Below are 14,566 nucleotides of genomic sequence, written 5' to 3'. Positions count from 1 at the left end.
GTTAATAAGCTACACAAAGCCGCATAGAAACAGGTAGAATATCAGCTTACACAGCAAAAACGGTATTTTTTCTAGAAAGAGCTAATTCGTAAGTAAAGCTTGTAAATATTCTAAAGCTATAGCCTCACAGCGGGAGTCGTTCCGGTGTATTCAAAAGCCAGTGTATCCTAATGTCGGCTTTTGTTATAACCGTAGAAACTCACGAAGACCTTTCTCATAAGTTAATTATTTAGCGACCCTCTTTTGCTGTCTCTAAGGGTTTGCATCTAGGCACTTGGCATAAATCTATCTTTGACTGTGCTTTGATGTTGGGCGCTTTAGCTCAAGGTTAAATCACATAACTCTGCGACAATACTATGATGATTTGTCACATCTCAACTAAGGCTATTAATCAAACCGATTAGCTCTTTATCAGTCAAAGCTTATAAAAAAAATAAACCCAGCAGGAGCCGTATAACAAGACCGCCTGCCAGGAAGGTATAGTATATTCCGGCCATGTTTGATTAGGTTAGCGCTTATTTGTAAAAAATAATTGCGTATCCCTAGATACAATAACTAAATACTTTGGCAAACACAGTTAAGAAAAGTTACTAAATAGGTTAATTTCCAATTAAAATTAACAATTTCTCGAATCAGGGAGTAAGGGAGCAGGGAAGATGCAAGGGAGCAGGGGGCAAGGGAGAAGAGTTTTCCCCTCCGCCCCCCGCACCCTGCCCCTCTGCCTCTTTTCAATACCCAATGCCCCATAATATAAGAAAGCGCTTCACACTTCTTAAATAATCAGCTTTATTAGAACAATGGCGAGAGACTTGCGGGGATTCATTAAAATATTGGAAGAGAAGGGACAATTACGGCGAATTTCAGCTTTAGTTGACCCAGATTTAGAAATTGCTGAAATTTCCAACCGGATGCTGCAAAAAGGTGGGCCGGGGTTGTTGTTTGAAAACGTCAAAGGCGCTTCCTTTCCGGTGGCGGTGAATTTGATGGGAACGGTGGAAAGGATTTGCTGGGCGATGAATATGCAGCATCCAGAGGAGTTGGAAACTCTGGGAAAAAAATTAAGTATGCTGCAACAGCCAAAACCGCCGAAGAAGATTTCCCAGGCGATAGATTTTGGCAAAGTGCTGTTTGACGTGGTGAAAGCAAAACCAGGACGTGATTTTTTCCCGGCTTGTCAACAAGTTGTAATTCAAGGTAATGATTTAGATTTAAACAAATTACCTTTAATACGTCCTTATATTGGTGATGCTGGCAAGATTATCACGCTGGGATTAGTAATTACCAAAGATTGTGAGACGGGTACGCCAAATGTAGGCGTGTATCGCTTGCAACTACAATCTCAGAATACGATGACAGTTCACTGGTTATCGGTGCGGGGTGGAGCAAGGCATTTGCGAAAAGCGGCCGAACGTGGGAAGAAATTAGAAGTTGCGATCGCACTTGGGGTAGATCCTCTAATTATTATGGCAGCTGCCACACCCATCCCTGTAGATTTATCAGAATGGCTATTTGCTGGACTTTATGGTGGTTCTGGTGTGCAATTGGCTAAGTGTAAAACTGTAGATTTGGAAGTTCCCGCAGATTCCGAATTTGTCTTGGAAGGAACGATTACACCAGGAGAAGTTTTACCAGATGGGCCCTTTGGCGACCACATGGGTTATTACGGCGGCGTGGAAGATTCGCCATTAATCCGCTTTGAGTGTATGACACACCGGAAAAATCCGATTTACTTAACAACATTTAGCGGCCGTCCACCGAAAGAAGAAGCGATGATGGCGATCGCACTCAATCGCATTTATACTCCCATACTGCGGCAACAAGTCTCAGAAATTGTCGATTTCTTCTTACCAATGGAAGCTTTGAGTTACAAAGCGGCGATTATTTCCATTGATAAAGCGTATCCGGGACAAGCACGAAGGGCAGCCTTAGCGTTTTGGAGTGCTTTACCACAATTTACATACACAAAATTTGTAATTGTTGTAGATAAAGATATAAATATTCGCGATCCGCGTCAAGTTGTGTGGGCAATTAGTTCCAAGGTTGACCCAGTGCGGGATGTCTTTATTTTACCGAATACACCTTTTGATACGTTGGATTTTGCCAGTGAGAAAATTGGCTTAGGTGGACGTATGGGAATTGATGCAACTACAAAAATTCCACCAGAAACAGACCATGAATGGGGTTCGCCTTTGGAATCTGACCCTGATGTGGCGGCGATGGTAGAGAGACGATGGGCGGAGTATGGTTTGGCAGAGTTGCAGTTAGGAGAAGTAGACCCAAATTTATTTGGTTACGATATGAGGTAATGTGCTAGCTCAACTTTACCGGACAAGTTACACACATTCCAATACTGTTCGGTTAACGTGAGTTCGACGAACCTCTCCCTCCCAACCTCCCTCTCCGAAACGGAAAGGGAGGAGCAACGAAAAATTAAGCTTTTTGCTCCCCTCTCCGACACGGAGAGGGACTGGGGGAGAGGTCAAATAAGACTTGTCGAACTCACGTTAAATTAAAGGGTTTAAGACCCCTATATCTACATGTAGTAGCCATTTCAGTCGGGGTTTATCTTGAGAAATCGCTCCACTTGGGATGCATCCCAAGACCGCGTTTCTCGCTAAATCCCCCGTTAGCGCTAGCGTAAAGCCTTCTCTACGAGAGGCTGCGCCAACGGCATGGCAACGCTGCGACGGAGGAGCGTCAGTTGCCACAACGCGGGGAACCCGCGCAAGGCACTTCTCTTCTCTACGAGACGCTACGCGAACGTCTGGAATGTCTTTAATTTTGAATTTTGTTAGCGCAGCGTAAAGCCTGCGGCATGGCTTCTCTACGAGAGGCTGCGCCAACGCTTAGAGCGAGTCTTCTCCCTTGGCGTTAGCCTCTCCCTTTGGGAGAAGGGGAGACGCTAAGAGCGATAGCGCCGGCGGCAAGCGAGTCATCGAGCGTCAAGAGCGTCATTTTGAATTTTGAATTGTTAATTCTTCTCTCGGTGTCCTCTGCGCCTCTGTGGTAGCCTAAATCTATTTTTTCTCTACAACAATGACTAACTCAGCACCAAGTCGTTTGGGTGAACTCGCCAACCTATTTTTTAAACTGGGCGTTATCGGCTTTGGCGGCCCGGTTGCCCATATTGCCATGATTGAAGATGAAGTGGTTAAGCGCCGTCAGTGGTTGACAAGGGAGCATTTTCTAGATTTGCTGGGGGCAACTAACCTAATTCCTGGCCCAAATTCCACAGAAATGGCTATTCATATAGGATACATTTATGCAGGATGGCTGGGGCTGATTGTGTCAGGCGTTTGTTTTGTCTTACCTGCGGTTCTAATTACTGGCGGGTTTGCTTGGGTTTATGTTGCCTACGGCACTCTACCCCAAGTCGCCCCCTTACTTTATGGCATTAAACCAGCAGTTTTAGCAATCATCATCAATGCCCTCTGGGGCTTGGCAAAAAAGGCTGTGAAAACTCGCCAATTACTAGTAATTGCTTTGGCTGTAGCATTACTGACATTATTATTGAAATTAAATGAAGTAGTTGCCCTATTAATTGGGGGATTGCTGGGTATGATTTGGTTACATTCTGGCGATCAAAACGATAAACCAGGAGATAAAGCCAATTTTTTAATTGCTAGTCTTAGCACAGGTGCAACTTTGAAGGCATCAGCGGCTATTGCTGCATTAGTCGCTACTGCATCTACTGCAACCAACGTTTCTTTATGGCAGTTGGGTTGGTTTTTTCTAAAAGTTGGTAGTGTTTTGTTTGGTGGTGGCTACCTTTTGGTGGCTTTTCTCCAAGGGGGATTAGTTCAAGAATACGGTTGGCTGACACAACAACAGTTACTAGATGCGATCGCAATTGGTCAATTTACTCCTGGCCCAGTACTTTCCACTGCTACCTTTATCGGTTATGTCATTGCCGGCATACCTGGCGCTATTGTAGCCACAATCGGGATTTTTCTACCTTCTTTTGTTTTTGTTGCTGCTCTAAATCCCCTAATCCCACGCTTACGGGCTTCTTCTTGGACTAGAGCCTTTTTGGATGCTGTGAATGTTAGTGCTGTAGCGTTAATGGTTGTTACTACTCTTCAACTGGGGGCAGCAACTTTAAAATTACCACAAGCCCCATTTGTAGATTTTCTCGCCCTGGCGATCGCTATCGTCTCAGCCATTTTAGCCATTCGCTTTCGCATCAATGCTGCATGGCTTGTCTTTGGTAGCGCTTTCATTGGATGGGGTGCTTCACTCTTGGGCTACATTCGATGAAATTGCAAGTATTGTAGAGCAGCTATTAGCTTGATTTTAAACACTTATTCGTTTAAGTGTATTTTTTGACTTCAGCTTTGTATCCTCTCTCTGCCTCGAATTTATAGAGATTTTGCTGATTTTACTGGCTGAAACAAGTCAAAAAATAGATAAATTAAATCTTGCTTTCAAACTATTTTCATGTGATAATCACCATTAACTCCGGTAAATACGTAAACTTACCGGAGTTTTGTTAGAGTTGAATAACTCAGCTTTTGAAAAGCTGTAAATATACCATTCTATAACTCTAGGGCTACTATCTATAAAAGTTTGCTACTTTGCTTTGTAGCACACATCTGTGCATACTTTAAATTTAAATTTAAAACATGACAGATAAGTTTTTCATGCCAATTTTTATATCTATATTCAATCATTTAATCATGCCAACTTGGAGCCGGTTGAAATCTTCCCAGTCCCCAATCCCTAGTCCCCATTACCCCTTATCCCCAGTCCCTATTTCAATGCGAAGTCTTTCGGTAATGTTTGCACTAGGTTCCTTTTTGGGTTTAGCGATCGCTACTACTACCAGCAACTCCCAAAATGCGACAGCCGCCCGCCCCATCGCAGCCAACTTCTCAAATGTGACACTGCGAATAGGTAAGCAAAAAGGAGGATGGGATTTACAACTCAAATTAGCTGGGCAAGATAAATTTCCCTACAAAGTTGAGTATAAAGAATTTACAGGGGGAAACTTTATCTTGCAGGGAATTAACGCCGGCGCCCTCGACTTGGGTGGTGCTAGTGAGATCCCGCCCATTTTTGCCATTGAGTCGAAAGCTGCAATCAAAATCATTGCTAGCAGGACGGGGCCAACTGTTGGCCAAGTTGTACTCGTACCAAAAAACTCCACAGCTAAGAAGTTCGCCGACCTCAAAGGAAAGACCATCAGCTATGTCAGAGCCACTACAGCCCATTACTTCTTAATTAAGATGTTAGAGCAAGAGGGTTTGACACTCAAGGATGTTGATGCCAAACCATTGACCATCCCTGATGGACTCTCTGCCTTCAGGAGAGGCGACCTAAGTGCATGGGCTACCTACGGTTATGCCATCCATCAAGCCAGGAAAGATGGGGCAAAAGTATTCCGATCAGCAAAGAATATTCTGAGTGGTAACTTTGTGATTGCAGCTGCCCCCAGTGCGATCGCCGATCCCGACAAAAAAGCAGCGATCGCAGACTTCCTTTGTCGGGTGAAGAAGGCGCAAAATTGGCAAGAATCCAATAGACATCTCCGAAAAAGAATGTAAAGACGTAGCAGTGCTACGTCTCTACAAGGGTTCTGGGTAACGCATCTTTAATTTCTGGAGATGTCTAATATAGATAAATGGTCTAAAACTTATGCTCAAAGTATAGGAGTTGATGAAAAAATTGTCCTCGAAGATGCCAAAGAGGGAGTAAAACAGCGGCGATCGCAATTACTGCCGATTTCTCAAAAAGCGATCGCTTCCCAACAAGATGTAGCTGATACCTTTTATCGTGCAGGCGTTATTCCATCGAAGGTTGATGTAAAACCGCTATGGGATGGAAGCTTCACCAATGCAATTAATCAATGTAAATGATCGAATTTTAGATTGATTAATTCAAAATCCTAAATTGAGTGACGGTCTTAAGTTCAACCAAGGAGTAACTAATTTGTCTATGAAGTTCCAGCCATTTGATCTCATCCCAACTTGGAGTCGGTCGAAATCTTCCCAGTCCCCAATCCCTAGTTCCCAATCCACAGTCCCTATTTCAATGCGAAGTCTTTCGGCAATGTTTGCACTGGGTTCCTTTTTGAGTTTAGCGATCGCCACTACTACCAGCAACTCCCAAAATGCTACAGCCGCTTACCCGATTGCGGCCAACTTGTCAAACGTAACCCTACGTGCTTCTAAGTTCAAAGGCGGTTGGGATTTGCAACTCAAGTTATCTGGGCAAGATAAATTTCCCTACAAAACTGAGTTCACAGAATTTACTGGCGGAAACTTTATCGTACAAGCAATCAATGCCAATGCTATTGATATTGGTAGTGCTAGCGAGATCCCACCGATTTTTGCAATTCAATCCCAAGGGGCGGTAAAAATCATTGCTTCCATTAAGGGGCCGACAGTGGGTCAAGTCGTACTCATACCACAAAATTCCAAAGCGAAGAAGTTTAGTGACCTTAAAGGTAAGAAAGTCGGCTATGTGAAAGCGACTACAGCCCATTACTTCTTAATTAAGATGTTGGCACAAGAGGGATTGACGCTTAAAGATGTGAATGCCGTACCGCTAACTATTCCTGACGGACTCTCTGCCTTCAGGAGAGGCGACTTAGATGCCTGGGCTACTTACGGTTACGCAATCCAGCAAGCGCAGAAAGACGGAGCGAAGGTACTCAAATCAGCGAAAAACATTCTCAGCGGCAATTTTACCATTGTCGCCGCGCCGAGTGCGATCGCCGATCCTAATAAAAAAGCGGCGATCGCAGACTTCCTCTGCCGCATTCAAAAATCGCAAGATTGGCAAGCATCGAATATAGAGGTGTGGTCAAAGAACTATGCAAAAGCAATTGGAGTGGATGAAACTTTTGTCCTTAAAGATGCCAAAGAGGGGCTAAAACAAAGGCCATCGAAAGTGCTGCCAATTTCCCAACAAGCGATCGCTTCTCAGCAAGATGTCGCCGACACCTTTTATCGTGCCGGAGTCATCCCTACGAAGGTTGACGTGAAACCATTATGGGATGGAAGCTTTACCAATGCGATTAATAAATGCAAATAATGAAGAGTGCTGAGTGCTGAGTTAAAAGACTACGCCACTTGCGGGTGGAGTATCAACCTTCTCTTGCATAAGAAGATTCCGCTATCGGGCGGGGCTTGTACCAAATACATAAGTGATGAGTAGTTTTTTTACTTACTATAAGCCGAGGGACCGAGTGTGGTCAATCAACGGTTTGACTGACAATCAAAAAGTTAACTTCAATTAAGGTGAAATATGTCCATTCAAGACACAGTAACTAGCTGGGAACAACTGTTAGAAATTGCCCAAAAAAATACCCCTGCTCGACGGGTGCGTAGACCAGGGCAATCTCCTTCTACTGCTCCTATCCCTAGCAGTCTCCATAAACTGCCACCAGATACAGAACCGTCAGTATTGCTCTACCGCGATACTAACTCTTGGTGTCCATTTTGCGAACGAGTTTGGTTTGCTCTCGAAGAAAAGGAAATTCCCTTTGCAACAGAGTTTATCGACTTAACTAACAAGCCTAAATGGTATACAGACTTAGTTCCTACAACCCTTGTCCCGGCTGCAAAAATTGAGGGAAAGTTAGTTTATGAATCCAAAGACATTCTCTTAGCCTTAGAAGAACAATTTGGGCCAACCTTGCTCCCTGAAGACCCAGAGGAAAACGCAGTTGCTAGGCAATGGCTTGAGGATGCTGAAACCAATGGTGTGAGAGATATCGCTTACAAATTTCTCAGACAAGCTCCTGAAGATCCGAATGAATTAGCCAGCTTACAGGCAGCTTTTGAAGCAAAATTAGACGAACTCGAACAACTTCTTGGAAAGTATGCTGGCCCCTACTTTTTGTCAACATTTAGCGTGGTAGATATTACCTACAGCCCTCATTTAGACCGTTTGGCGGCTAACTTACCCGTTTATCGGGGATATCACCTCAAAGGAAATCCCCGATATCCGCGGATCAACGCTTGGTTTGAAGCACTTAAGCAGCGTCCTGCCTATCAGCGCGTCAAATCGGATGATACCACCAACAATTTACTCCTGCGTCGCCGATGGGGTGTAACGCCAATCGGCAATCCTTTGCCCCCCGATCCAGCAGCTAGCCAAGAAATCCAATTTCGGGCAGAAGCGGCTGAGAGGTTGACTGATAACCGAGAAGTTGCTTTAGGAGATATCCTCAAAAACTCTGGGGTGCAAGCATTGGCAGTCAATGGCGACACAACAGCCGTTAAAGAAGCAGTTGATTTTCACCTGAGATTGCTGGCTGACTATCTCATCAACGGCAATGGTGCAGCATTACCGTGGGGACGCGTGGGTGGCAAAGACAATGCCGATCCAACTGCGGCCGCAATTGGAGCCATCACACTTGCCTATGTGAGAAATCGCATCTGTGCGCCACGGGATATGAGCGCTGGTGCTGCAACTGCATTCCGGGCAGCAGCAGATAAAGTGTTGGCATCTCTCTATTAGGGAACTCCAAGAAATAAATTACCCAATATTGTGGCGTGGGCATCTTGCCTGCCCAGTTTGTATGGCGGGCGAGACGACCACCCCACAAGAGTTAATTGGATATTTTTTGATTTGTCAGTCCCTTAGCATTATTAGCGATCGCTACTGACAAGCTAAAATTCTATTTAGCACGGTGGTAGTCTGGATAATTTTTAACTACCACCGATGATGCGATCGGGTTCATTTTCTATCTGTACCTGCCATTTCTGCGATCGCCAACTGAGAACTCAGCCCGACAACCATTTTTCACCCAAATACGATCATTCCGATAGCCCCAATTTCCTCTACAAGTGGCATCAGACAACTGCCTAACAAGCCTCACTCTTCCTCTACTACGTATTGAACAAGTATTTCTCTGATTATTACGACTTGAACAAGTGATTATCTCCTGAGCGGAAGCGGGAGCTGCAACGCCCAAAAGTGTACCTATACTAATGCTGGCAACCATAAAGGTGGCAGCAACAATGGGAAGACGCATAACCATATTCAATGTTAAACCTATTCAAAAACTAAAAAACAAAAACTATAGTAATTATAGCAAATGGCATTAATAGCCAAATTTCCAATCAATTAAATGCAAAGAATACTTGCATCATTAATAGTATTAATAGTATTAAATACAACAGGTTCTATCAAGAATATAACTACTACTTAAGGAGTAAAGCCAGGAACGTAAAAAGTCTAAAACCTATATACAGCATGTTTATAGTAGGCTTTTTCCACCTTAAATTTCGTTTTATAACTGAATCTAAGATCAATACATTTGGGCATTGATTTGAGCAAATTTATGTAAATAAAAAAAGGAGAGTATTGCTACTCTCCTAAGGTAATATGAGTGAAAATTTATTTTCTTAGTGATTCAAGCGAGCTTGACGTTCACGCAATTCACGAACATGTCGCTCACGAGCTTGACGTTCACGCAATTCACGAGTGCGTCGTTCACGAGCTTGGCGTTCACGCAATTCACGAGCGTGTTGTTCACGGATTTGGCGTTCACGTTGAATTCGATTGTTGTTAAAAGCTACAGTATCATGATTAAAACGATCGCGCTCAGATTTAAATTCAGCAGCATTAGCATTTTGAGAAAGAGCAGCAATTGAGGTAGCTGCTAATAAGCCTCCAAGTAGAATAGATTTTAAGCGGTTCATATATTTCTTAATCTGACTTGCATTACTTGATTTGTACATTCTCAATGTAATCGGCATAATCAGATATACGCCTGTGACAAAAGTCATATTTAAATAGTTACTTTTGTCACTAATACTAGGATTTATATTTAATTTTTAAAATTGGATAACGGTCGAGATTTCACTTAATATATGTTATACTCTCAGTATTCTTAGTAAGATTTAAATCTAATTCCTATTAGCACACCACAAAAAGGGTATGGAATTTAACGAGTCAAGGGTTTGCCTCGTTCCCAGCCGGAGGCTGGAAACGAGGTTTTAAAGGAGTTGCGGAATGTCAAATTATTTCACTAAATCCTTCACCTTATTGATAATACTCACTGGATCAATGCCTTGGTGTAAAAATTGTTCCCATAAACCGCCGCAACCTTCTTTATGAGTACCAAGATAAGCATAGTTGGGAGTAAACCCACGCTCTAATAGCCAGCTACCAAAACGGCTGCCCAATCCAGTTCGACGGTTAAAGGATTCTACAACCAGTACAAAAGGAGCATTACCAATTTTCACCATCATCTCTTCGTCAATAACGTTTAGGGTTGGTTTATTGATCAAACCTACGTCTAGCCCTTCTTGCTGGAGACGCTCGACAGCATCGAGGGCACGATACAGAGCTTCACCAAAGCTGATGATGTAGCCTTGGGTTCCTTCTCGAATTACCTCATCTTTGCCAGGGACAAATTTATAATCACTACCAAAAAAGTCATGACCGTTTTTGTCAAGAATTAATGGTACTTTAGAACGGGTAGAAAAAATAAACCGCAGTCCCGGATCAAAGAATACAGCTTCTACACAAGCTTTCATTTGATTAGCATCAGATGGAAAGTAAAGACGTGTTTCATAGCCATCATCTAAACCATTGTCAGCGAACATATTGTTCAAACCGAAGTGGCAGGTATTATCTGCCATATCATCGATACCTGCATGAGAAAAGTGACAAAGTACATTAGAGTAGTTCAACCGCGCCATCGTAATCTCTGAGATACACATTTCCAAGAAGGCGCTAAAGGTTGCGAAAATACCTTGCTTTCCTGCCTCCATCCCAAATCCGGCAGCAGCAGAAAAGTTACCCCGTTCCATGATGCCAGAGGAGATAAAAATTTCCGGGTAGGCATCGTGAATCTTCTTCAGACCACAAGAGCCTTCAAGATCGCTATCGATGACTCTGACTTTTTGCTTGCGTTCTGCTTCACTGATGCGACTTAAGACAGAAACTACCGCATCACCAAACACATTGCGGTTAGCATCCCATTTATTACTAGAGCCAAGAAAAGTGTAAGTGTGCTTCGGTTTTTGAATGCTCTTAATGTATTCAACAGCAGTAGTTTGTTGGTGTGATTCGAGATATTGAATTGCTAACTCTACGGAAATCACATCATGACCGTGAGTCGAACCTTCTAACCCTTTAATACCAGGACACATGGGGCGTTTATTGATGATGGCAACTGGCCCAGGAGTTGCTACAGCTTCGCAAATCCGACGGTATAAATCGTCTAAGTCTTCTCCATCTCCTTCGAGTATCTTCAATCCATGCCCTTCTAAGGTTTTGGCGACTGTAAAACCGGGTAAATATTTTGAAGGATGTCCCGCGATTGTCACGTCATTATCATCAATGATTAGCTTCACATTAAGATATTGAGCAACAGCCAAGCGGGCAGCTTCCGCATCATTCCCTTCTTGCTGGGAACCATCAGAACCAAGACAGAAAACAATCTTACCTGGATTGGCGATCGCTACGCCGTTGACATAGGGCCATATATGTCCTAGTCGTCCAGAGCTAAATTTTACACCAGGAGTTAACCCTAATTCCGGGTGTCCTGGTAAGCCGGAGTGGGCTTCACGATAGTGTAGGAGTTGCTCACTTGGTAAGTCACCGTGCAAAGCTGCCATCAAATACTGAGTTGCAACTCGATGTCCAGCTTCATCAAAGAAAATTGGCACAAATTGATCCGATGCTGCCCGAAATAAGGCATCAAGTATGACCACCTCTGGTACTGTGTCATAAGGCCCTCCAGTGTGACCACCCACCCCTCTAGCAGCTCCGGTGGCTGTAAAAAAGACGATCGCATCACGGCAGAGTTGAATATTTGTTTTTAGGCTCTCTCGTTCCTCCACGGTAAGAGTTGTCTTGGCTGGGTTAAGAACTAAAGGCTTGTAAGCACTCAAATCAATGGGAAATTGAATCTTCGTAACAGTCACGTCGCTTCGCTCCGAATTCAAAAGTCAAAATTCAAAATTCAAAATTAATGATCCCCATAAATAAATAGTGTTGCTGAATCGAGGTGTGAACTTGGATGTAGAGACGTTGCAATGCAACGTCTCTACAAGGATTTTGAAATAACGCAAAATTATTTTTCATACAGCAATCAGCAACACCAAATAAATTTAGGGGCTTGTATCCTTTTCGTTTTCGGTCATTGAAAATGCAGCTAAGATTGTTAAATCCCGCTTGCGTGAATATGCTTGAATTTATTTAAAGACGATCAGAAATATGCAGAAACCTGCATGTCTATGAGTATAAACTCACAAACGTGCAATTTCAAGATCAAATATGCAACTTCAGGAAAATCAACTATGCTGACTGCGGAGCGCCGACAATTCATCTTGGAAATTCTGCGACGTGACAAGAAGGTACTATCGTCGGAACTCAGCGCTGTTCTAAAGGTTTCTGAGGATACGATTCGTCGGGATCTGCGAGAACTAGCTGAATCTGGTCTTTTGCAGCGCGTTCATGGGGGGGCACTTCTGGTTTCTCCAGCTGTTGCGAGTTATGCCGATCGCCAAAAGCAAGCACCGAAAGAAAAAGAAGCGATCGCTCGTGCAGCTGCCAAATTAGTTTGTACTGGACAGGTGGTGATTTTAGATGGAGGCACAACAACACTCCAAGTAGCCCGTCATTTGCCCTTGGATTTGCAAGCGACAATTGTCACCAATAGCCCTCCCATTGCGATCGCCTTGGCAGAACATCCCCATATTGAAGTTGTCATGTTGGGTGGACAACTCTACAAAAAAGCCTTGGTAAACGTTGGTGCTACAACAGTTGAGGCATTACGAATGATTCGTGCAGATTTGTGCATGTTGGGGGTGTGTAGTCTACATCCAGAATTTGGGATTAGTGTAGCGAACTTGGATGAAGCCCATGTCAAACGAGCGATGATTGCTGGAGCCGCGGAAGTAGTTGGATTAGCCACAGAGGAGAAGTTAGACACTGCTGCACCTTATGTTGTGCAGTCGATTCATGCACTAACTTATCTTGTAACTGCACCGACTGTATCCGATAGGCTGCTAACTTCTTACAAAGCTTTAGGTTTGACGATCATTCGTGATGAGTCGGCTTGAGAGGGCGGGGCAGGGAGCAGGAGGTAAAGCCGACCTACTTATTATCGTTAATTAAAGGGTTTAAGAACCTGCAATCTACATGTAGCATCCATTTCAGTCGGGGTTTGTCTTGAGAAATCGCTCCACTTGGGATGCATCCCAAGACCGCGTTTCTCGCTAAATCCCCGTCTGAAATTTCTTTAATTTTGAATTTTGTTAGCGCAGCGTAAAGCCTTCTCTACGAGACGCTGCGCGAACGGCATGGCTTCTCTACGAGACGCTGCGCGAACGCTTAGAGCGAGTCATCGAGCGTCATTTTGAATTTTGAATTGTTCAGGTGTCATTTTGTCCAGATACTTTGGTCGGTGATGGAACGCACTTCGATCTGTGCAGGCAAGATTTGGTCTTTGTAGGAACGATCAGCCACGGTTTGTAGTGCGCGGATATCGTCATCACTCACCGGGCGCAGTTCTCGTGCGGAGCGCTGGGTAATGGATTTTGAGGTGTTTAGTGGCAAGCGTGACAGTTTCGCGTAAACTTGAGCATAGCCATCTGGATTGGCGATCGCCCAGTCGCTAGCTTTGTTCAGCCGCTTTAAAAAATCTGCGATCGCCGCCCGCTTACCAGGATCGGCTAAAGCCTTGTCGCTTGCGGTAATTAACGATAATCCACTGTTGATACCCTGACCGTCGCGCAGCACCCGCCCACCATTTTGTTGCGCCACATAAAAGTAGGGATCGAAGGTCGCCCACACTTCGATACTCTTGGATGAGAAGGCCGCAGATGCATCAGTTGGTAGCACAAATTTGACCGTTACATCACTGCGTTTCAGACCAACCTCTTCAAGGGCACCATAAAGCTGGTACTGCGAAACACTCCCCCGCGCCGAGGATACTACTACAGTCTTACCCTTCAGGTCAGCCACGCCTTTGATGGGAGAATCGGCATGAACGATGATGCCAAGTCCTTCGCCCTTGCTAACTTTGGTTGCAAGGATCTTAAGCGGCGTTTTACCTACGGCTGCGGCCAGAACAGGAAGATCGCCGGCGGGCGCGGTATCCACTGCACCCACACGCAGCGCTTCAAATAAAGGTGCTGCACCCTGGAAGCTTGCCCATTTGTATTTATACGGCACACCTTCAAGTGCATTGGCGGCTTCCACAAGCGCCCGCGTACCACCAACTTGATCGCCTAGCACGACGGTAACTTGTGACAGATCAACATTTGTTGCTTTTTGCGGACTGGCTAGCTCCCCACATCCATAGAGTCCTAGCAAGGGGAGAAATGCAACCGACAGGATGAGTACCTTATTGATATGGTTGAATCGCATCATGTGTAAGTGGGGAGTGAGGAAAAGATCAATTTCATGCTTGGCGGTGTACAAAGTTCATCGGGACTACTGGTCTGTCCCATTAATTCTGATAGGTGAATCAAATTTCAATTTCTCTTCTTTACCTCTTAACTTTGCGCTCTTTGCGTCCTTCTCTAACGAGACGCTGCGCGAATGCGGTTCGTTCTTTTTTCCCTCAAATTTAATGGGACAGACCACTACTTTCTAC

General features: G+C 44.2%; 11 protein-coding genes. 7 read left to right on the top strand and 4 right to left on the bottom strand.

Annotated features, from left to right (window positions below; all coding sequences use genetic code 11):
* Positions 1-797: 797 nt before the first annotated feature.
* The 6 genes from V7L07_RS13770 (at position 798) to V7L07_RS13745 (ending at position 8,466) form a co-directional block, all read left to right on the top strand.
* Positions 798-2,306, top strand: coding sequence for a UbiD family decarboxylase (locus V7L07_RS13770; protein ID WP_335058618.1), 1,509 nt, complete (start codon positions 798-800; stop codon positions 2,304-2,306).
* 730 nt (positions 2,307-3,036) lie between these two features.
* Positions 3,037-4,257, top strand: coding sequence for a chromate efflux transporter (gene chrA / locus V7L07_RS13765; protein ID WP_335058616.1), 1,221 nt, complete (start codon positions 3,037-3,039; stop codon positions 4,255-4,257).
* A gap of 419 nt (positions 4,258-4,676) precedes the next feature.
* A complete protein-coding gene (locus V7L07_RS13760) occupies positions 4,677-5,543 on the top strand; it encodes an ABC transporter substrate-binding protein (RefSeq protein WP_335058614.1) in 867 nt (288 codons plus the stop codon).
* Positions 5,544-5,603: 60 nt separating this feature from the next.
* Positions 5,604-5,855 carry a hypothetical protein gene (locus V7L07_RS13755; protein WP_335058612.1) on the top strand — a complete coding sequence of 84 codons (252 nt, stop codon included), beginning with the start codon at positions 5,604-5,606 and terminating at the stop codon, positions 5,853-5,855.
* A 79-nt stretch (positions 5,856-5,934) separates the two neighbouring features.
* On the top strand, positions 5,935-7,035 hold the full coding sequence (locus tag V7L07_RS13750; RefSeq protein ID WP_335058701.1) for an ABC transporter substrate-binding protein: 1,101 nt from the start codon (positions 5,935-5,937) through the stop codon (positions 7,033-7,035).
* Positions 7,036-7,248: 213 nt separating this feature from the next.
* Positions 7,249-8,466 (top strand): glutathione S-transferase family protein, encoded by a 1,218-nt coding sequence (locus V7L07_RS13745; RefSeq protein ID WP_335058610.1) that lies wholly within the window; start codon positions 7,249-7,251, stop codon positions 8,464-8,466.
* Between the two features lie 226 nt (positions 8,467-8,692).
* On the opposite strand, the gene V7L07_RS33485 is transcribed toward V7L07_RS13745, so the two are convergent.
* From V7L07_RS33485 to V7L07_RS13735, 3 genes are all read right to left on the bottom strand, one after another.
* Positions 8,693-8,953: a DUF3011 domain-containing protein gene (locus V7L07_RS33485; RefSeq protein ID WP_442936056.1), complete on the bottom strand. Its 261-nt coding sequence runs from the start codon at positions 8,951-8,953 to the stop codon at positions 8,693-8,695.
* A gap of 403 nt (positions 8,954-9,356) precedes the next feature.
* Positions 9,357-9,740 (bottom strand): hypothetical protein, encoded by a 384-nt coding sequence (locus tag V7L07_RS13740; RefSeq protein WP_335058607.1) that lies wholly within the window; start codon positions 9,738-9,740, stop codon positions 9,357-9,359.
* 234 nt (positions 9,741-9,974) lie between these two features.
* Positions 9,975-11,888 carry a transketolase C-terminal domain-containing protein gene (locus V7L07_RS13735; protein WP_335058605.1) on the bottom strand — a complete coding sequence of 638 codons (1,914 nt, stop codon included), beginning with the start codon at positions 11,886-11,888 and terminating at the stop codon, positions 9,975-9,977.
* Positions 11,889-12,263: 375 nt separating this feature from the next.
* On the opposite strand from V7L07_RS13735, the gene V7L07_RS13730 reads away from it, so the two are divergent.
* Positions 12,264-13,028 (top strand): DeoR/GlpR family DNA-binding transcription regulator, encoded by a 765-nt coding sequence (locus V7L07_RS13730; RefSeq protein WP_335058603.1) that lies wholly within the window; start codon positions 12,264-12,266, stop codon positions 13,026-13,028.
* A gap of 319 nt (positions 13,029-13,347) precedes the next feature.
* Here the strand turns inward: V7L07_RS13730 and V7L07_RS13725 are convergent, their stop codons facing one another.
* Positions 13,348-14,391, bottom strand: a complete 1,044-nt coding sequence (locus V7L07_RS13725) for an ABC transporter substrate-binding protein (RefSeq protein WP_335058601.1) — start codon at positions 14,389-14,391, stop codon at positions 13,348-13,350.
* Positions 14,392-14,566 lie beyond the last annotated feature (175 nt).

This window comes from Nostoc sp., assembly GCF_036916985.1.
Classification (GTDB): domain Bacteria; phylum Cyanobacteriota; class Cyanobacteriia; order Cyanobacteriales; family Nostocaceae; genus Nostoc.
The sequence above is the reverse complement of the archived record's forward strand: the minus strand, read 5'-3'. Positions and strand labels throughout refer to the sequence as shown.